At 41.7% G+C, this 18,068-nt stretch carries 15 protein-coding genes; 8 read left to right on the top strand and 7 right to left on the bottom strand.

What is annotated here, in order from left to right:
* Positions 1-68 precede the first annotated feature (68 nt).
* The 3 genes from V7K42_RS07380 to V7K42_RS07370 all read right to left on the bottom strand — a co-directional run bounded on the left by V7K42_RS07380 (position 69) and on the right by V7K42_RS07370 (position 1,541).
* Positions 69-203, bottom strand: coding sequence for a hypothetical protein (locus V7K42_RS07380; protein ID WP_334914898.1), 135 nt, complete (start codon positions 201-203; stop codon positions 69-71).
* A 348-nt stretch (positions 204-551) separates the two neighbouring features.
* Positions 552-1,220 carry a (2Fe-2S) ferredoxin domain-containing protein gene (locus V7K42_RS07375; RefSeq protein ID WP_334914897.1) on the bottom strand — a complete coding sequence of 223 codons (669 nt, stop codon included), beginning with the start codon at positions 1,218-1,220 and terminating at the stop codon, positions 552-554.
* A 75-nt stretch (positions 1,221-1,295) separates the two neighbouring features.
* Positions 1,296-1,541, bottom strand: coding sequence for an Asr1405/Asl0597 family protein (locus V7K42_RS07370; protein WP_334886955.1), 246 nt, complete (start codon positions 1,539-1,541; stop codon positions 1,296-1,298).
* Positions 1,542-1,984: 443 nt separating this feature from the next.
* Here V7K42_RS07370 and V7K42_RS07365 point away from each other — a divergent pair, with 443 nt between their 5' ends.
* The 7 genes from V7K42_RS07365 to nblB all read left to right on the top strand — a co-directional run bounded on the left by V7K42_RS07365 (position 1,985) and on the right by nblB (position 11,093).
* Positions 1,985-2,539 (top strand): Dps family protein, encoded by a 555-nt coding sequence (locus V7K42_RS07365; RefSeq protein ID WP_292866553.1) that lies wholly within the window; start codon positions 1,985-1,987, stop codon positions 2,537-2,539.
* An 874-nt stretch (positions 2,540-3,413) separates the two neighbouring features.
* A complete protein-coding gene (gene carB, locus V7K42_RS07360; protein ID WP_334914895.1) occupies positions 3,414-6,680 on the top strand; it encodes a carbamoyl-phosphate synthase large subunit in 3,267 nt (1,088 codons plus the stop codon).
* A 584-nt stretch (positions 6,681-7,264) separates the two neighbouring features.
* Positions 7,265-8,221: an RNA polymerase sigma factor, RpoD/SigA family gene (locus tag V7K42_RS07355; protein ID WP_334914893.1), complete on the top strand. Its 957-nt coding sequence runs from the start codon at positions 7,265-7,267 to the stop codon at positions 8,219-8,221.
* 259 nt (positions 8,222-8,480) lie between these two features.
* The gene (locus V7K42_RS07350; RefSeq protein ID WP_334886949.1) at positions 8,481-8,825 is read left to right on the top strand and encodes a DUF760 domain-containing protein; all 345 of its coding nucleotides are present in this window, start codon (positions 8,481-8,483) and stop codon (positions 8,823-8,825) included.
* Between the two features lie 251 nt (positions 8,826-9,076).
* The gene (gene mutT / locus V7K42_RS07345; RefSeq protein WP_334914891.1) at positions 9,077-9,511 is read left to right on the top strand and encodes an 8-oxo-dGTP diphosphatase MutT; all 435 of its coding nucleotides are present in this window, start codon (positions 9,077-9,079) and stop codon (positions 9,509-9,511) included.
* A gap of 385 nt (positions 9,512-9,896) precedes the next feature.
* A complete protein-coding gene (locus tag V7K42_RS07340) occupies positions 9,897-10,361 on the top strand; it encodes a CBS domain-containing protein (protein ID WP_334886945.1) in 465 nt (154 codons plus the stop codon).
* 66 nt (positions 10,362-10,427) lie between these two features.
* Positions 10,428-11,093, top strand: a complete 666-nt coding sequence (gene nblB, locus V7K42_RS07335) for a phycobilisome degradation protein NblB (protein ID WP_334914889.1) — start codon at positions 10,428-10,430, stop codon at positions 11,091-11,093.
* 159 nt (positions 11,094-11,252) lie between these two features.
* On the opposite strand, the gene V7K42_RS07330 is transcribed toward nblB, so the two are convergent.
* The 3 genes from V7K42_RS07330 to V7K42_RS07320 all read right to left on the bottom strand — a co-directional run bounded on the left by V7K42_RS07330 (position 11,253) and on the right by V7K42_RS07320 (position 15,034).
* Positions 11,253-11,885 (bottom strand): PEP-CTERM sorting domain-containing protein, encoded by a 633-nt coding sequence (locus tag V7K42_RS07330; protein WP_334914887.1) that lies wholly within the window; start codon positions 11,883-11,885, stop codon positions 11,253-11,255.
* A 429-nt stretch (positions 11,886-12,314) separates the two neighbouring features.
* The gene (locus V7K42_RS07325; protein WP_334914885.1) at positions 12,315-12,833 is read right to left on the bottom strand and encodes a DUF456 domain-containing protein; all 519 of its coding nucleotides are present in this window, start codon (positions 12,831-12,833) and stop codon (positions 12,315-12,317) included.
* Between the two features lie 305 nt (positions 12,834-13,138).
* Complete coding sequence (locus V7K42_RS07320; RefSeq protein ID WP_334914883.1) at positions 13,139-15,034, bottom strand: serine/threonine-protein kinase; 1,896 nt, start codon at positions 15,032-15,034, stop codon at positions 13,139-13,141.
* A gap of 294 nt (positions 15,035-15,328) precedes the next feature.
* On the opposite strand from V7K42_RS07320, the gene V7K42_RS07315 reads away from it, so the two are divergent.
* The gene (locus tag V7K42_RS07315; RefSeq protein WP_334914881.1) at positions 15,329-16,249 is read left to right on the top strand and encodes a c-type heme family protein; all 921 of its coding nucleotides are present in this window, start codon (positions 15,329-15,331) and stop codon (positions 16,247-16,249) included.
* A gap of 240 nt (positions 16,250-16,489) precedes the next feature.
* On the opposite strand, the gene V7K42_RS07310 is transcribed toward V7K42_RS07315, so the two are convergent.
* Positions 16,490-17,740, bottom strand: coding sequence for a serine/threonine-protein kinase (locus V7K42_RS07310; RefSeq protein WP_334914879.1), 1,251 nt, complete (start codon positions 17,738-17,740; stop codon positions 16,490-16,492).
* Between the last annotated feature and the right edge of the window lie 328 nt (positions 17,741-18,068).

Raw genomic sequence — 18,068 nt, 5'->3', positions numbered from 1 at the left:
CCCGATCTTCAACGAGGGTCTGACCAGTTTTTTTTCCACAATTCTCTGAAAGCCTCTTGACAAAAGATTTACTGCCTTAACTTGTCACCAATGACCAAACCCACAGAACCGTTTTGCATTCGGGAGAAGTTTTGTGGCGGCGCTTCTTTGGTGCGGTAGAGTTTAGCGAGGCGATTCCAGTCATGACGGAATAGAAAAACCATGACTATCGTGGAAAAGGTCAAAAAAACGATGTATATCCGCTGAGTGGTATGTGGCATTGGTTTTTAAGTGATTGATGATTGACGCTTCAACTGTAAACGATGTCTAACAACAAGTTTCTTTGCGTCTACGTACTCACCAATCAACCACATTCCCTTAAACTTTTCCAAATTATGGAAGCATCGGGGTTAAAAATTGCTTCATAAAAATCCTATTCATTCAAAAAACTGGCCTCAATTAAAGCCAGTTTTTTGATTTTATTGAAAACTTCTATCAGACTTTGGAGCCGAGCATTAACGGAACACACTTGAGAAGATATTATTAAACTTTCTCATTAAAATGTCAAGATTTTATGAATTATTCCCCCAAATTTTGCTATTAAATATTACCACTTCTCTTAAATTCTCTGGCTGTGCTTCTAAACTCTTGTCACCAAAATGCTTATCCATCAATGCCGGAACTTGTGTAGCTTGAATTCGGCTATGGCGTGTTTTATCTGGCATAACTAGGTTTGGTCCAGCTTTACAGTTCTTCATACAACCAGTGCCCTTGATTGTAACTTGATCTTCTAAACCGCGATCGCTTAAAGCCGCCTCCAACGCCTGACAAACTGCTTTACCACCGCGTTTCATACAATCAGACTTTTGACAGACCAAAATCGTGGCTTTAGCCTTAGCTGGCTTGACCTTGACATTATCGCTCAATGGGGGTTCTTGGACTGGTGCGATCGTTTCAACTCTCCCCATCTCAGAACGCGCCGCCATCACCCGTTCAGCTTTCAGTGTGACAGTGCCATCTTTCAAATCATGTTTTTTATAACCAACAACTTGCAGCCAAGTCCCTGGTGGTAAGCGCAAGTCAAAAGCAGCCCGTAAATGTTTAGCTAATTTAATGTAAGACTCACCCTCATGAGTCCCCAGTATTAAGCCTTTAAGCTTATAGCCATCTTTAATAACAAAATTTATAAATCTGCCTTCAAGACAAAATTCCGATCCTTCCATACTGTGAGACGCACCCATTTTTTTTGACCTCTTTTTAACTAAGTACAAGCTATCAAGCAAGATTTTCTCAGCAGCTAAAAATTAGAACTCTTGTTAGCGATTTTTCCAACAGCACTCAAGAGTCCAAATCTGGTCTTGACGGGAGGCTGTTAATCGCCGGATCACACTCCACAGTTGAACAGCTGTCATCGGAGAGCCAATTTCAACTTTCAATGGCTGGTTAGTTGTACAACTACAGGGAATGTCTAACTCCTTTAGGCGTTGATAGACTTGCCAGCGATCTGCCCAATTTACCTCTACAAGGTGGTTGCTTTCTATTTCTGAACTAAACGATTTCAAGAGAATTGCCCTCAAAGTGCAACAAACTTGCAGTAACTACCGCGATTTAACTTTCTGGTTATTGAAAGTTTCAGGAGTGTAACCTCTTAAAACCAGCATACATTAAGTGCAAACAATTCTCATTAATTTTATGAAAAAAATAAAATGTGGATGGGGAATGGGGCATTGACTATGGGAAAAGATCCTCTGCTTTCGGTTGCCCTATTTCTTCCCCACTCAGCTTTCAGGCTATATCCATAGTTAAATCTTTATATCAACGTTTCTGGGTACGTAGATAGAACTTGATGAGCGTACCACCATCCAGCAAACAATAAACTTGAGAATTTTAGTAAGCAAGAATACAAAATATTGTGATGGCGGATTGGCTTGATATTATTATTAAAATGTTAATATGTTGAGAATAAGCAGTTAAAATCCATAACTGTTAAAAAGAGAGGAACACAATGTCAGAAACGCAAACTTTGTTACGGAATTTTGGTCATGTATATGACAATCCTGTTTTGCTGGATCACAGCGTAACTGCTCCAGTTACAGAAGGATTCAACGTCATATTAGCTAGTTTCCAAGCACTGTACTTGCAGTACCAAAAACATCATTTTGTAGTTGAAGGCTCAGAATTTTACTCTCTGCATGAGTTTTTTAATGAAAGCTACAACCAAGTACAAGACCACGTTCATGAAATTGGAGAACGTCTGGATGGACTGGGTGGTGTGCCAGTAGCTACCTTTAGCAAGCTAGCAGAATTAACCTGTTTTGAGCAAGAATCTGAAGGCGTGTATTCCTCTCGCCAAATGGTGGAAAATGACCTAGCTGCCGAACAAGCAATCATTGGCGTAATTCGTCGTCAAGCTGCTCAGGCAGAGAGTTTAGGCGATCGGGGTACACGCTATCTGTACGAAAAGATTTTGTTAAAAACTGAAGAACGCGCTTATCATTTGTCTCACTTCCTCGCTAAAGACAGCTTAACTTTAGGGTTTGTCCAAGCTGCTCAAAGCTAAAACTCTCCTAATCTAGATTTGTCTACTAGACTAAAAGCAAAAGTTGGCCGCACGAAGTCTTAAAATATTATAAAAAATGGCAGAGAATGGTATCCTTAGTTCTCTGCCATTTTTAATTTAAGTAAACATATTCTCATCATATTTAACGTTGATAATATTTAGCAATTAGCTAGTTAATAAATATTTTTATCTAAGAAATTTATTTATTCTGAATAAGCAGACAAATATATTCCACAAAAAATGACAAGTTGTTGCAAAGTTTCATCAAATTAAATAATAAAGATTCGCAAAAGCTTTAAAAATTTGAGCATCACAATTAAATAAAATTGGAAATACAAAATATTTATAGGGAATTAGGTATTGGGAATTGGGGAAATACTTACTTAAAGACTCTCCCACAGTCCCCACCCGGATTTCTCACCACATCTCGATTAAGCCTACGCTTGAGTAGGGGAGTAGGGGAGTAGGGGAGCAATGCGATTTTGTGAGCAGGGGATGCAGGGGATGCAGGGGAGGCAGAGGAAGAGAAAGAAATAAGTGTATTTATAGCTATAAAAGTCGTAAAAAATACTAAAGTTTTCTCTTCACTCCCCCTGCTCCCCCTGCCTCAAGAGCTCTTTTCACGAGGATCTCACTTTTTCGCGTTGCTCCCGGGAGCAGAGGAGCAGGGAAGCAGGGGAGAGTTCAAATACCAAGTTCTTTCCCCTCTGCCCCCCTGCCCATCTTTCCCTTCAAGCTTGTGAAAAATGCGGGCCCAGTACCTAATCCCCTTTCTGTCATCAAACCTAGAAAACTTAATAATAAAAAGCACGACAGGGTGTAAAGACCCTTAAAATAATCAGGATTTGTATTCTCATACTCCAAGGCAACGACTATGCCCCGCCGTGATGACCTCCGGAAGATTCTACTGTTAGGCTCTGGCCCAATTGTGATTGGACAAGCCTGTGAGTTTGACTACTCTGGCACTCAAGCCTGTAAAGCGCTGCGAGAAGAAGGCTATGAAGTGGTTTTGGTCAACTCCAATCCTGCAACGATTATGACTGACCCGGAAACGGCCGATCGCACTTACATTGAGCCGTTAACTCCAGAATTGGTCGAAAAAGTCATTGAGAAAGAACGCCCTGATGCTTTACTACCAACGATGGGAGGACAAACCGCCCTCAACCTCGCCGTTGCTTTAGCCAAAAATGGCGTGTTGGAAAAGTATGGCGTTGAGTTAATCGGCGCTAAACTACCAGCGATCGAAAAAGCCGAAGATCGAAAACTTTTTGGTGAAGCAATGGCCAGGATTGGGGTAGCTGTGTGTCCCAGCGACACAGCCGAATCTTTGGAAGAAGCTAAAGCTGTTGCTCGTCAAATTGGTACTTATCCCCTAATTATTCGTCCAGCTTTCACAATGGGTGGAAGTGGCGGCGGTATTGCTTACAACCAAGAAGAATTTGAAGAAATGGCACAGGTAGGTATAGATGCCAGCCCTGTTTCGCAAATTCTTATTGACCAGTCCTTACTCGGCTGGAAAGAATATGAACTCGAAGTGATGCGTGACCTAGCAGATAACGTGGTGATTATCTGTTCCATCGAAAACCTTGACCCGATGGGCATTCACACCGGGGATTCTATAACCGTTGCTCCTGCGCAAACCCTAACTGATAAAGAATATCAAAGGCTGCGGGATATGGCAATTAAAATCATCCGCGAGATAGGTGTGGAAACTGGGGGTTCTAATATTCAATTTGCTGTTAATCCGGTTAATGGCGATGTCGTCGTAATTGAGATGAATCCCCGCGTTTCCCGCAGTTCGGCTTTGTCTTCCAAAGCTACAGGTTTTCCCATCGCTAAAATGGCAGCAAAGCTGGCTGTGGGCTACACCTTGGATGAAATTAAAAATGACATCACCAAGAAAACTCCCGCCTCCTTTGAGCCGACAATTGACTATGTGGTGACAAAAATTCCCCGCTTCGCCTTTGAAAAGTTCCCTGGTTCCGACCCAGTGCTGACAACTCAAATGAAGTCTGTCGGGGAAGCAATGGCAATTGGACGGACTTTCAACGAATCTTTCCAAAAGGCACTGCGATCGCTCGAAACCGGACGCGCTGGTTGGGGTTGCGACCAAGCTGAGAAATTACCCAGTGGCGAACAAATCCGCGCCCAACTGCGGACACCTAACCCCGATCGCATTTTCTCTGTGCGTCATGCCTTACAACTAGGGATTAGTGCTGAGGAAATCTACGAACTAACTGGTATCGATCCGTGGTTTTTAGATAAATTTCAGCAACTCCTAGATGTCGAGAAATTCCTGAAGCGGACACCATTACAGCAATTGACAAAAGAGCAACTTTATGAAGTGAAACGGGATGGATATAGCGATCGCCAAATTGCTTATGCGACCAAAACCACCGAAGACGAAGTTCGCGCTTACCGCAAGTCACTAGAAATTATCCCAGTTTACAAAACTGTGGATACCTGCGCTGCTGAGTTTGAAGCCTTTACCCCCTACTATTACTCTACCTACGAAGAAGAAACAGAGGTAATGCCCGCAACCAAGCCCAAAGTATTGATTTTGGGTGGTGGCCCTAACCGCATTGGTCAGGGAATTGAGTTTGATTATTGTTGTTGTCACGCCGCCTATGCCTTAAAAGACGCGGGGTATGAGACGATTATGGTCAACTCAAACCCAGAGACAGTTTCGACAGACTACGATACCAGCGATCGCCTTTACTTTGAGCCTTTAACAAAAGAAGATGTCCTTAACATCATCGAAACTGAAAATCCAGTGGGGATAATAATCCAATTTGGCGGACAAACACCGCTAAAGCTGGCTATCCCATTACAAGAGTTTCTTAACAATGACACTTCAGGACTGCTGACTAAAATTTGGGGGACATCACCAGATTCCATCGACATGGCGGAAAACCGGGAACGGTTTGAAAAGATTCTCCAACAGTTGAATATTGCCCAACCGCCGAATGGAATTGCGCGGAGTTACGAAGATGCGTTGATTGTCGCCAAACGCATCGGCTATCCAGTGGTGGTGCGCCCTAGCTATGTATTAGGGGGGCGGGCGATGGAAATCGTCTATTCTGATACTGAGTTGGAACGCTACATGAGTTTTGCAGTACTCATAGAACCAGAACATCCGATTTTGATTGATAAGTTTTTGGAAAATGCCATCGAAGTCGATGTCGATGCGATCGCCGATCGTACAGGGCGGGTAGTGATTGGTGGCATTATGGAACACATTGAGCAAGCGGGGATTCACTCAGGTGATTCTGCTTGTTCCTTACCCTCCATCTCCCTATCACCAGCAGTTCTCAATCAAATTCGTACTTGGACGGTACAGCTAGCACAAGCGCTGTCAGTCGTGGGATTGATGAATATTCAATTTGCCGTTGTCGGTGCAAGCACCTATTCTCCCCAAGTTTACATTTTGGAAGCAAACCCCCGTGCTTCCCGTACAGTGCCTTTTGTATCTAAAGCAACAGGCATACAGTTAGCGAAATTAGCATCCTTAATTATGTCGGGTAAAACCTTAGAGGAGCTACATTTCACCGAGGAAGTTATTCCCACACATATTGCAGTAAAAGAAGCAGTATTACCCTTTAATAAATTCCCAGGAACTGATACAATATTGGGCCCAGAAATGAGATCGACTGGTGAAGTGATGGGGATTGACACCGACTTTGGCCGAGCCTTTGCCAAAGCGGAACTGGGAGCCGGGGAGCGTTTACCACTGACTGGAACTGTATTTGTATCAATGAGCGATCGCGATAAAGCTGCCGCTGGTGCTGTGGTGAAGGAATTTATCGATTTGGGCTTTACAGTGATGGCTACCCTTGGTACACGCCAAGTTCTTCTCGAACAGGGGTTAAATATTGAATTAGTGCTTAAACTTCATGAAGGCCGTCCCCACGTCCTAGATGCAATCAAAAACAAAAAAATCCAACTTATTATCAACACGCCTTCCGGAGAAGAAGCCCAGACTGATGCTAGGTTAATCCGCCGCACAGCCTTAGCTTACAAAATCCCCATTATAACCACCATTGCTGGCGCAAAAGCTACCGTCGCCGCTATCCGTTCTTTACAAAATACAACTTTGGACGTAAAAACCATTCAAGAGTACTGCCCGATTATGAGGGAGTAGGGAGTAGGGAGCAGGGGGAGCAGGGGGAGCAGGGGAGCAGGGGAGAAAACCAATCCCCAATCCCCAGTCCCCAGTCCCCAGTCCCCAGTCCCCAGTCCCCAGTCCCCAATCCCCAATCCCCAAGAAAATTAAGCAATTGTTATAAGAGAATGACTATAGTTCTCATTAGAGATATCTTAACAAATATGAGGAAGCTTATGTTAATCAGATAATTTCAGAAATTGACTTCTAGTCAGCCTTAAGAAAGAGGGCGATATTGCACGAACTGGAACAACCAGGAAATTTAATGTCGCTATATAGCCAAAACATTCTCATAAATGTTACAATTGTTAATAAGACTTCAAGAAAAAAATGTTTAATAAGCTACCTTTTATCTAACTGTAGATACTTGTGGAAAGTAGGAAATAACTGTAACTTTTAGCAGTTAAGAAGCCTAAATTTGATTATTATGAGCAGCCGAGTTTCTCGGGCGCGTAAATTGCAAACCATATATAGGTTCCCAGTCTGACTGGGTAGCACCCTACCAAAGCATCTATCCCTTAATGACCCTACCGCCAAACCCATCATTACAAAAGAGTAGCGCCATGAAGACCGCTCAGACAGCCACAGACCTCGTGCGGACTTACCTGCGTGAGATTGGCCGTGTGCCACTCTTAACCCACGAGGAAGAGATTTTTTATGGTAAACAGGTGCAACGTTCTTGTACTTTGCACGAATCAAGAGAATCTCTTGCCACCCAGTTAGATCGTCAACCGACTTTAGAAGAGTGGGCGAAAGTGACGAAGTTAGAACCAGCAGAATTGAATGAAGCGATCGCTGATGGTGAAATTGCCAAGCGTAAGATGGTAGAGGCCAATTTGCGGCTGGTAGTCTCCGTTGCCAAAAAGTACATCAAGCGCAACGTCGATTTACTGGATTTGATCCAAGAAGGTAGTATTGGTATGCAACGGGGCGTAGAAAAGTTTGATCCTACCAAAGGGTACAGATTTTCTACCTATGCCTATTGGTGGATTCGGCAAGCAATAACTCGTGCCATAGCCGAAAAAGCTCGTACCATTCGGTTGCCAATCCATATCACTGAAAAATTAAATAAAATTAAAAAGGCACAGCGCCAATTGTCTCAAAAATTGGGACGCGCTCCAACAGCTGGCGAACTAGCTCAAGAATTAGAATTAACCCCCAAACAAGTACGAGAATATTTAGAAAAGGCGCGGTTGCCTCTTTCCTTGGATTTACGGTTGGGTGATAATTATGACACCGAACTGGGAGAAATGCTGGAAGATCCAGGAGCATCTCCAGAAGAGTTTGTCATGCAATCTTCCCTATCTTATGACTTAGATCGCCTGATGGGCGATCTCACTCCACAACAGAGAGAAGTAATCACGCTACGTTTTGGTTTAACTGATGGGCAAGCGCTAACTCTGGCTAAAATTGGTGAAATACTGAATATCAGCCGCGAACGAGTCCGGCAAATTGAGCGCGAAGCTTTAACCAAACTTCGCAAGTCTAAAGCCAATATGGGTGAATATTTGGCAAGTTAGGGGAAGGTTAGGAGTTAAGAATGGGGAGTTAGAAATGAGGAGTGAGGAGTTAGGAATTAACTTCTCACTCCTTACTTTATTTGTTAGGGTGAGAAAATACGCTGACTTTGGTACGGTTACACCTACTTCCACCAGATAGCTAGACTGTTACATTAGTTGACAGGAAGACAAAATAGCTAGCTAAGTCAAATCCAAAATAGGCATTTCATATTTAAATCACAAGCACCGCAGCCAGTAGTGGTAGTTAAGGAGCTAAAAAATGAGTAACCCATCCAATCGTGTCTCAGAATTTTTCAATAGCGAATCAGAAACTAACGATTTACTATGGCAATACGTTAAATCTTTGAGTCCAGAGACAGTTACGCAGCTATCTAAACCTACATCCGCTGAAGTATTTCAGGTGATGGAACGGAATATTACAGGACTATTGGGTAATCTACCTTCAGAACACTTTGGCATCACCGTAAGCACCAGTCGGGAAAGTCTAGGTCGGCTTCTGGCTTCTGCTATGATTAGTGGATATTTCTTGCGTAATGCTGAACAGAGAATGAATTTTGAACTCGCCCTGGAAGGGACTGAAACTAACAATAGCGAAGTTGACTAGAAATGTAAAATTTAGAAAATTTTATATTGTTGTTGGGCTGATAGCTTAGTCACAGTCACGATGATAGAAATTGAAAATAAGCCTCTGCGAAATCCTTGCTGCTAATTCCCAATCATTATCAGCTAAACTTTTTTAAAATATCCCAAACTGTGATGCATTAAGGTTGAAATTTAAAAAATCAAAACTCGGCAGAGTTAAAACTAGTCTGCCGAGTTTTGTTATTAATCATCTCTCCCTCTTGTCAATCAATTATGAGTGAAACCAGTTCTTTCCCACCCCATAAAATCATTGGTGTTGCAGTAATTTGGAACAGCCAAGAGCAAATTTTAATCGATCGCCGTCGTCCAGAAGGAGCAATGGGTGGTTTATGGGAATTTCCTGGTGGTAAAATTGAGCCTGGTGAAACTATCCAAGAGTGTATTAAACGGGAAATTTCCGAAGAACTGGGAATAGTAATTGAAGTAGGAGAACATCTGATTACTATTGACCACAGCTATACAGACTTGCGCGTTACTCTCACAGTACATCACTGCCGCCATATTACAGGTGTTCCCCAAGCTTTGGAATCCGATGAAATTCGCTGGGTAACTTTGGAAGAACTGGAGCAGTTTACTTTTCCGAAAGCAAATACTCAAATTATTGCTGCTTTGAAAAGGGATCGGGGACTGGTGACTGGGGACTGGTAACTGGGGGCTGGGAACGGGAGCAACGCGAAAAAGTGAGATCATCATCTAATGAGCAGGGGGAGCAGGGGAGGCAGGGGGAGCAGGGGGAGTAAAGAAAAAACTTTAGTATTTTTTACTACTAAAAAACTAAAAAATATACTTGAATTATTTCTCTCCCCTTGCCTCCCCTGCCTCCCCTGCCTCCCCTGCTTACTCACCTCACAAAATCGTATTGCTCCCCTGGGAACTGGGGACTGGTGACTGGGGACTGGGGACTGGTGACTAGGAAAGAGTTTTTTAATACTCAAATACCTAATACCGTAACAATCTATTAATTGCATCAGGTTGAGTCCCGCAATTTTCTACAATAGGCGCAGAGACTTTGATTAAAGGTATCAGGAAATAAATGCCTAAAACCGTTGCCGATGTGATGAGCCGCGATCCTATTGTCGTCTACGCGGAAACTCCACTGAAGGAAGCTATCCAAATTCTCGCAGAACGCCACATCAGTGGACTACCTGTTGTGGATGATGTCGGGAAATTGGTGGGCATTATCTCAGAAACCGATTTGATGTGGCAAGAAACTGGTGTTACTCCACCTGCGTACATTATGTTTCTTGATAGCGTTATCTATTTAAAAAATCCTGCTACGTATGAACGTGACTTGCATAAGGCACTAGGGCAAACCGTTGGGGAGGTAATGAGTAAAAACCCGATCGCTATTTCCCCTGATAAAACTTTAAAACAAGCAGCTACAATCATGCACGATCGCAGCGTTCACCGCTTGCCAGTAATTGAGGGCGCAGATCGAGTAATTGGTATCCTCACTCGTGGTGATATTATTCGAGCAATGGCAGCAAGTCAAGATTAATTAAAAGTAGAGACGCGATTAATCGTGTCTGTCTTTTTTACACCTTTGAAAATCAAGGATAACTAAATGAGTATTACTTCGGAGTCTGTTAAGCAATTGCTCAGTTCTGAGGATTTAGGCGATCGCTTACGTGCAGTTAATCAAATTCGTCAACTGGAACCTGCGGTTGGCTTTGAATTGATTCAAACTGCCATTAGCGATCGCAATTCCCGTGTCCGTTACTCAGCAGTGAGTCAAATGGATACACTCGGAACACAAGATTTACAATTATCCTTGGATATCTTGCGCGATCGCTTGCTTAATGACTCTGAAGTAGATGTACAAGCAGCAGCAGCAGACTGCTTAGGCGCTCTCAAGTTAAGTGAAGCTTTTGAAGATTTGCAGCGACTTTATCATACAACCGGTGAATGGCTAATACAATTCAGCATAATTGCTACATTAGGAGAGTTGGGCGATCCACGAGCCTTTGAATTGCTCAAAGAAGCGCTTTCATCAGAAAACGAATTAGTGCAAACTGCTGCTATTAGTTCTTTGGGTGACTTAGGAGATTTACAAGCAGTTCCCCTGTTGGCACCCTATGCTACCAATGCAGATTGGCAAATTCGTTACAGACTTGTACAAGCCTTGGCTCGTTTGGGTAGTGCAGAGGCTAAATCTATATTAAAAACTCTGGCTGATGATGAAGTAGAAGCGATCGCAACTGAAGCCAAAAATTCTTTGCAATCAGCTTAAGTCTATCTTAGGTTAAGAAAATTCATCCTTAAATAGATTTGTCTGACAGAATAAAAAAATCGACCTGGTTGAGAAAATTGTGCATTCCAGCCAGATCGAATTGATAAATTAGAGTTACTTTTAGTTTTTAAAAGTAACTTTTTTATATTTGGGATAGGTCTATTGAGCGAAACTTTTGCGACGGCGAGACGTAGCCATTACAGCACCTACAGCACCTAAGCCTAGTAATGCAGCAGGTTCAGGAACTGTAGTTACTGCAAGACCTGTGAAACTTCCAGAAATTGTTCCACCATTATCGTAAGTTGTTTTTGCGGCAGTATTTTGAGTAATAAAAACGAAATGTCCTGTTGCTTTACTTCCGTCTTCAAACAGTCCCTCGAAATTCAAGGTTATATCTATTCCTGCATTTCCTGATGCAAATATTGCTGGAGCAAGACTGGTCAAACTAAGCAGCTTTATTCCGTCTAAAGCACCAACATCAATAAACTCGGAAGGTGAAATAAATGGATTTGTTTGAAAGCTTTTGATAAAACCTCTAGAATTAGATACAAAATCTCCTGTCCGGTCTGTAAGTAAAATTGCTCCGGGATTAGGAACAAAGTTTACAGAGTTTTTGCTAAGAGTAGACAGAGTTGGTTCATCAGAAGGGTTTCTATCGGAAGTGCTGTAGTTAAAACTACCAGTGTATGCTTGAGCAGATCCAGCAGAGGTAAACAATCCCGCAGTAGCTAAGGGGAGTGCAGCAGCAACAGCTAAAGTTGCATTTAGTAATGTAGATTTAAAATTAATCATTGTTGTTTGAGGCTCCTAGTAATAACCTTAAATCAGGCAATTGCTTTACTTTTAATCTGAGTAATTTATGGAAAAACACTGTCAGTGAAAGTGAAACTTGCGTGATGTATTTCTTATCTCCATAAAATCACATATATCCCAGGTACGCAATATTTACTTAGTTGTCCTCATCACATCTTTAATTAATGTGTCCTCTTCATAAAATTTTAATTGCTTGTATAACTAGTCTTCGTATCTTTTTCATCCCATAGAGTTGAAAAGGGGCTGTGTGTGAAGGCAGAACCTTGAAACAAAGCAGATTTTCCCTGAAGTTTGCATTAATGTAGCGATCGCACTTATACTTATGTATAGGAATCTGATTTGATTTTGAACTAATTATGTACACTTAAGGCAAGATGTAATTAATTTTTCCGTCTTACCTTAATCATGTTAAGAACCAAACACCTGCGGCCAAGTTGTCACAACAAAAACTACAACCGCAGCGATCGCTAACAATCCTTGAATCAAATTTCCTACCAAAGATCCGACTACAATTCCTATACCTGCTTTAACTGCCAACCTAAATTCACGTCGGTAAATATACTCGCCAATAATTGCTCCCAAAAGCGGGCCTAGTAAAATTCCTAACAGTGGCCCTCCAAACGGCAAAGTTGGCAATAGTCCCAAAAATCCCACCACTAAACCGACAATTGCGCCAATTTGCCCCCACTTGCTAGCTCCAGCTTGTCTTGCTCCTACATAGCTAGCTAAAAAATCTACTCCTACACTAAGGAGCAAAACAATAATTGTCACAATTAGGGGAATTTTGATAGCTGTGAAGGAACTACTAACGATTCCCCAGACGATAATTGCAATTAGAATTAAGCTGCTACCAGGAATGGCTGGAACTACTGCACCGATGATACCCACAAGCATTACGGCAATTAACAGCCAATAAATAATTTGCATAGATAAATTTCTAAATTTCTAAGCGCCCCTAGTTTATATTCTATCTGGGCAAGATAGCGATCAATGCTTAGATTTCACTGGAAGCAAATATGGGCATTGCATAAATGGGGAATGAATCAGTTAAATACAGGTATTTATCTATACTTTAAATAACGAAGTAATAATAATTAAACTAATTACTTAAATATTTATACTAATTTAAAATAGCGTTTTGGGGCGATCGCAGTTCTATCGTCAGGTTAGAAGATGTAGAGGGGGATAAGGTAGATGAGGAAAATTTTGCTCTCTTATCTTCCCCTACTTCTTCATTTCCCCCTTCGCCAAATCTTGATAGTATCATCATCGCTACCGCTAACTAGGGTTTGTCCATCAGGACTGAAGGCGACACATCGAACATAGCTGGAATGTCCTGTAAGTGTGCTGATTTCTCTACCACTGTGTAAATGCCACAGTTTGATAGTGTTGTCCCAACTGCCACTAGCGATAAATTGCCTATCCTGGCTAAAGGCAATTGACCAAACTGAATCAGAATGACCAATGAGAGTGCGAATTTCTCTGCCTGTATTTACATGCCACAATTTAATTGTGTTATCACCACTGCCACTAGCGAGCGTTTCTCCATCGTGGCTGAAGGCGATACAGTTAATGAAGAAGGAATGACCTGTAAGTGTGTAGATATTTCTGCCCGTGTATACTTGCCACAGCTTGATGGTGTAGTCATTACTGCCACTAGCCACAAGCTGTCTATCCTGGTTGTTCGACGTTGTAGCTGTTCTCGGAGAATAAGCGATTGACGAAACTGAGTCGGAATGACCTGTGAGAGTTTGGATTTCTATCCCAGTGTTGACTTGCCATAGTTTAATTGTGCAGTCAGCACTACCACTAGCTAGAAGTTTGCCATCTGGACTAAAGGCAACGGAATTTACCCAGTTGGTATGACCAAGGAGAGTGCGAATTTCTTTGCCTGTATTTACATCCCAAAATTTGATCGTATTATCCCAACTACCACTAGCCAAGATTCCCCAGTTATGGTCTGTGGTTCTCGCAGCTTTGCCTGATTCCCCTTGATAAGAAAGCTTTGGTGAGATTGGGCTAAAGGCGACGGAATGAACCATACTAGAATGACCAGAAGACCAACGACCCATTTGACGCACTAGCTTGCCAGTACCCAGTTGCCAAAGTTTAATTGTATGGTCATTACTACCACTAGCAATCAATTGTCCGTCTGAGCTAATGGCGATCGCATGAACCATACTAGAATGACCTTTGAGGGTCTGTACGCATTGCCAGTTCTGCCGATCTAATACAACAGGTGGAGGTAATTTTACTCTAGGCGTTATCACTAGAGTAGATGTTTCTGGTGTTACAATTGTCCCAGGATCGGGGCCTAATAAATCCAACCACTCCTGTACAGACTGGGGACGATAGGTTGACTCCAAATCCATACCGCACATAATAGCTTGATTTACTCTATTGCTAATATTGGGATTAAAATATTGCGGTGGTTCTAAATTAATATTGTGTCGTCTATCATCTGCGCTCGTTGGTATCACTGCGGTAAGCAAATTATACAAAGTAGCGGCTAAGGCGTAGATATCAATATATTCTCCTCGTGGTGCTTCCGATTCATACTGCTCAGGTGGGGCAAAACCAGGAGTGCGATACACTGTGTGTCTTTGGATTGCATTGGGAATAAATTCTCTAGCAATACCAAAGTCTATCAGCACTGCTTCTGATTTATCAATGCGGATCATAATGTTGCGTGGTTTGAGATCCCGATGCAGCAGTCCTTTAGAATGGATTAGTGTCAAAGCATCGCCAATTTGTCGGATGTAGAGCAGCGCTTCTGCTTCTGACAGCACCCCAAGCCGTCTTAGGTACTGTCCTAAGTCTTCGCCTTCGATGTACTCCATCACCATACAAGGCAGATTTCCATCATCGAAGATGGTTTCTATCTGTACTATATGAGGATGATGACACACAGCCAGCCTAACTGCTTCATCACGGAAGTCTTGCCGTAATTTGTTTCGGTGGAGTATCCAAGCGGGGTGGTTTAGGATTTCTTCTTTGAGAGTTTTAATCACTCGCAGTTGATTCCGTTGATTTATGGCAAGGTAAGTAATGCCAATTCCGCCTTCACCTAGTTGGCTTTCAATAATGTAGCGTCCCCCGAATAAAGACTTTCCTGCATTCCACACCATTAGTAATATTTGACAATTGCTGGTATTTATTTTGGCATAGGATCAAAACAGCCAATTGGAACTTTTGGGAATTCCATTTGAATTGCTGTTGTAGCTTTTTGGAACTTAGTTACTTAGAGAACATTTTCATTAACCTCAATAATTACTAATAGTATAAAGTTGGGTATACCCTAATAGTTTTAGCTAAACTATGCCTTTACAACCAAATATGAGAGTTGATTGTTCATGATAAAGTAAACGATGACTTTCACGATATTTGTTCATAATAATTTGACTTGTAGGTAATCTGTAATTATGCTAAAGAATCTGAAGCTGAAACAAAAGTTTACAATTCTGCTGCTGGTAATTCTGACATTCGGTTTGAGCTTGAGTGGATTTGCTCTTTCTTCTCTGCTCAGGGAGAATGCTAAACAAGATATTAGCTCAACAGCTCTTATGCTTATGCAAACTATGAGTTCTGTTCGTAAATACACCAGTACTCAAGTAAATCCAGAGCTAGCCGATAAATTAGCTACTGAGTTTTTGCCACAAAGCGTACCTGCATACTCAGCACGGGAGGTCTTTGAGATTTTACGGAAAACAGCAGATTACCGTGATTTCTTTTATAAAGAAGCAACTCTCAATCCTACAAATCTTCGGGATAAAGCTGACGGTTTTGAGACGGAAGTTGTAGAAAGGTTCAGAAGCAAATCAGACCTTAAAGAAGTGAGTGGATTTCGCTCACTTCCTGGTGGGGATATCTTTTATATTGCTCGTCCGTTACCAATTTCTGAAGAAAGCTGTCTGAAGTGTCATAGTGTACCTGAAGCAGCACCTCAAAGTATGATTACTCTTTATGGCACAGCTAATGGATTTGGGTGGAAGCTGAATGAAATTGTCGGCGCTCAAATTATATCAGTACCAGCGAATAATGTCATTAGCAAAGCCAATCAGTCTTCCTTAGTAATTATTTTAATTGTATCAGCTATATTTATCGCAACTATCCTATTAGTCAATTTGTTCTTGAATCGACAAGTTGTGATACCTCTCAAACGCATGACTCGCATAGCTGAAGAAGTTAGTACCGGACACATGGAAGTTGAATTTGAGCAGATGTCTAATGATGAAATCGGTAATTTAGCTAAAGCCTTTAAACGGATGCAGTTAAGTTTAGAAATGGCAATGAAAAGAATCAAACGTACTCAGGGAGGTACAGGGGATTCAAATAATTTGTAATTCGTAATTCGTAATGACGCTCTCTACGAGACGCTAAAAGCGAACGAAGACTTGCTCTAAGCGAAGCCATGCCGATAAGGCTTTACGCTACGTTAACGTCATTCGTAATTAAGTTTTATAACGGAGATTTAGCCCAACCGACAAAACTGGCTGTGTTGAGTTTCTCTTTACTTAAAATTGCCATACCATAATTTAGTTAAATAATCAAAATTATCTCTAAATTAACAATGGTATAAATATCTATGAAAATAAGCTTTTTTTGAATTCAAAAGCTGCTTGAAAGTTAGGAATTTCTCTGGCTATGAGTTCAACAAATTGGTCAGGTAAAATATAAGGATTTTCTTCTAATATTTCTTCTATAATCAGATTTGCGATTGGCCCGATGTGGTAAGCTAACCCTTGCTGACAATGTTTGATAAATGCTGGTTGTAAAGAAGGTTGTTGTTGTTCAATCTGCCCAATTTGTGGATTAGAAGGTAAATTAGGTGAACTAAAAATTATTTCTCCAGGTTGGTTGTATGATTGCGATATTGCTGACATAGCCTGGAATTCAGGATTAAATACTGTAGCAGGCAAATCATCAAGGATGATTGGAGGAGACATTGGCACTTCTGGTTCTCCAATCCGCTCTAAATCGTTAATAACTTCTCTAGCTGTTTGATATCGCTTGTTAGGTCTGTCTGCCAACATGCAATCAAGTACTTGAGCAAACCCATCACTAACGTAAGTATAATAACGCCAGTTCCATTCAAGTGAGTATTGATCCATTAGTAAAGATGGATCTCTACCTGTGAGCAGTACAACAGCTGTTACCCCCAAAGCATAAAGGTCACTAGAGGGCGAACATAAACCCAAGCTAATCTGTTCGCGAGGAGCATATCCCACTTTGCCTACAAGAGACATTTTGCCAACAAACGTTACCTGATGGTTAGAACTTCTCCCTTCATTCATATCAGTCATTTGCTTGCCGACACCGAAATCAATCAGCACTGGTAAATCCTTGCCATCAGGTAACATGATGTTGTCAGGAGAAATATCTCGATGGATGATGTTGTGCTGGTGGACATATTCCAAAACAGGTAGCAGATTCTTTAGCCACTGTATAACTTCGTCTTCAGAAAAATTTCTTCCTTCACGTTGAAGTTCTCCCAACAGCCTAGAATATGTTTTACCGTCAACATACTCTTGTACCAGAAATAACCGACCATCTCCTTCAAAGCAAGCTAAAAACTTGGGAATTTGAGGATGTTGCAATTGATGAAGAATTTTGGCCTCTCTTTTAAATAAGTTGCGATATTGTTCCAGTCCGCTTTCCCCTGTGCCAATGGGTGCAAACTCCTTGAGAACACAAGCTTCATTAAATCGCCGAGTGTCAAACGCCAAGTAAGTTCGCCCCAATCCTCCTTGTCCCAGAAGTTTTTGGATAATATAACGGTTATCGATTAGAGTTCCAGATGCTATTTCTGGTCTTGTGGTATGGGACTGTGACATCTCATCGCACTCCTAGCGATTTATATTGTTGATAGATTATCTAGTTTGCTGAAAGTTGGAAACTCTAGCAGATAAAGGCTGATAACATCCCTAAAATTGAGGTTAGCACCACTATCAACACAAGGAAATACACTTTTCTACAATCTATTGAGGGCGTTGTGTGACCAAATAGACAATTTCTATCTGGGTAGTCCGATCGGACTACTCATACTTACGTATTTTAGCAGCCAGAACATAACCACTGTTTGCGGTAACATCTGCAAGTGTTTAGAGCATCACCTTTTGGATTCGCAGCTGAACCACATTTTACCCCTAGTAACCTAACTGG

Origin of the sequence: Nostoc sp., from assembly GCF_036917455.1 — a bacterium.
Classification (GTDB): Bacteria; Cyanobacteriota; Cyanobacteriia; order Cyanobacteriales; family Nostocaceae; genus Nostoc.
The sequence above is the reverse complement of the archived record's forward strand: the minus strand, read 5'-3'. Positions and strand labels throughout refer to the sequence as shown.

Excerpts from the sequence above, each read along its gene's own strand:
- V7K42_RS07380 (WP_334914898.1), bottom strand. The coding sequence starts at position 203 with ATGGTTTTTCTATTCCGTCATGACTGGAATCGCCTCGCTAAACTCTAC.
- V7K42_RS07375 (WP_334914897.1), bottom strand. The coding sequence starts at position 1,220 with ATGGGTGCGTCTCACAGTATGGAAGGATCGGAATTTTGTCTTGAAGGC.
- V7K42_RS07365 (WP_292866553.1), top strand. The coding sequence starts at position 1,985 with ATGTCAGAAACGCAAACTTTGTTACGGAATTTTGGTCATGTATATGAC.
- carB (WP_334914895.1), top strand. The coding sequence starts at position 3,414 with ATGCCCCGCCGTGATGACCTCCGGAAGATTCTACTGTTAGGCTCTGGC.
- V7K42_RS07355 (WP_334914893.1), top strand. The coding sequence starts at position 7,265 with ATGAAGACCGCTCAGACAGCCACAGACCTCGTGCGGACTTACCTGCGT.
- V7K42_RS07350 (WP_334886949.1), top strand. The coding sequence starts at position 8,481 with ATGAGTAACCCATCCAATCGTGTCTCAGAATTTTTCAATAGCGAATCA.
- mutT (WP_334914891.1), top strand. The coding sequence starts at position 9,077 with ATGAGTGAAACCAGTTCTTTCCCACCCCATAAAATCATTGGTGTTGCA.
- V7K42_RS07340 (WP_334886945.1), top strand. The coding sequence starts at position 9,897 with ATGCCTAAAACCGTTGCCGATGTGATGAGCCGCGATCCTATTGTCGTC.
- nblB (WP_334914889.1), top strand. The coding sequence starts at position 10,428 with ATGAGTATTACTTCGGAGTCTGTTAAGCAATTGCTCAGTTCTGAGGAT.
- V7K42_RS07330 (WP_334914887.1), bottom strand. The coding sequence starts at position 11,885 with ATGATTAATTTTAAATCTACATTACTAAATGCAACTTTAGCTGTTGCT.
- V7K42_RS07325 (WP_334914885.1), bottom strand. The coding sequence starts at position 12,833 with ATGCAAATTATTTATTGGCTGTTAATTGCCGTAATGCTTGTGGGTATC.
- V7K42_RS07320 (WP_334914883.1), bottom strand. The coding sequence starts at position 15,034 with ATGGTGTGGAATGCAGGAAAGTCTTTATTCGGGGGACGCTACATTATT.
- V7K42_RS07315 (WP_334914881.1), top strand. The coding sequence starts at position 15,329 with ATGCTAAAGAATCTGAAGCTGAAACAAAAGTTTACAATTCTGCTGCTG.
- V7K42_RS07310 (WP_334914879.1), bottom strand. The coding sequence starts at position 17,740 with ATGTCACAGTCCCATACCACAAGACCAGAAATAGCATCTGGAACTCTA.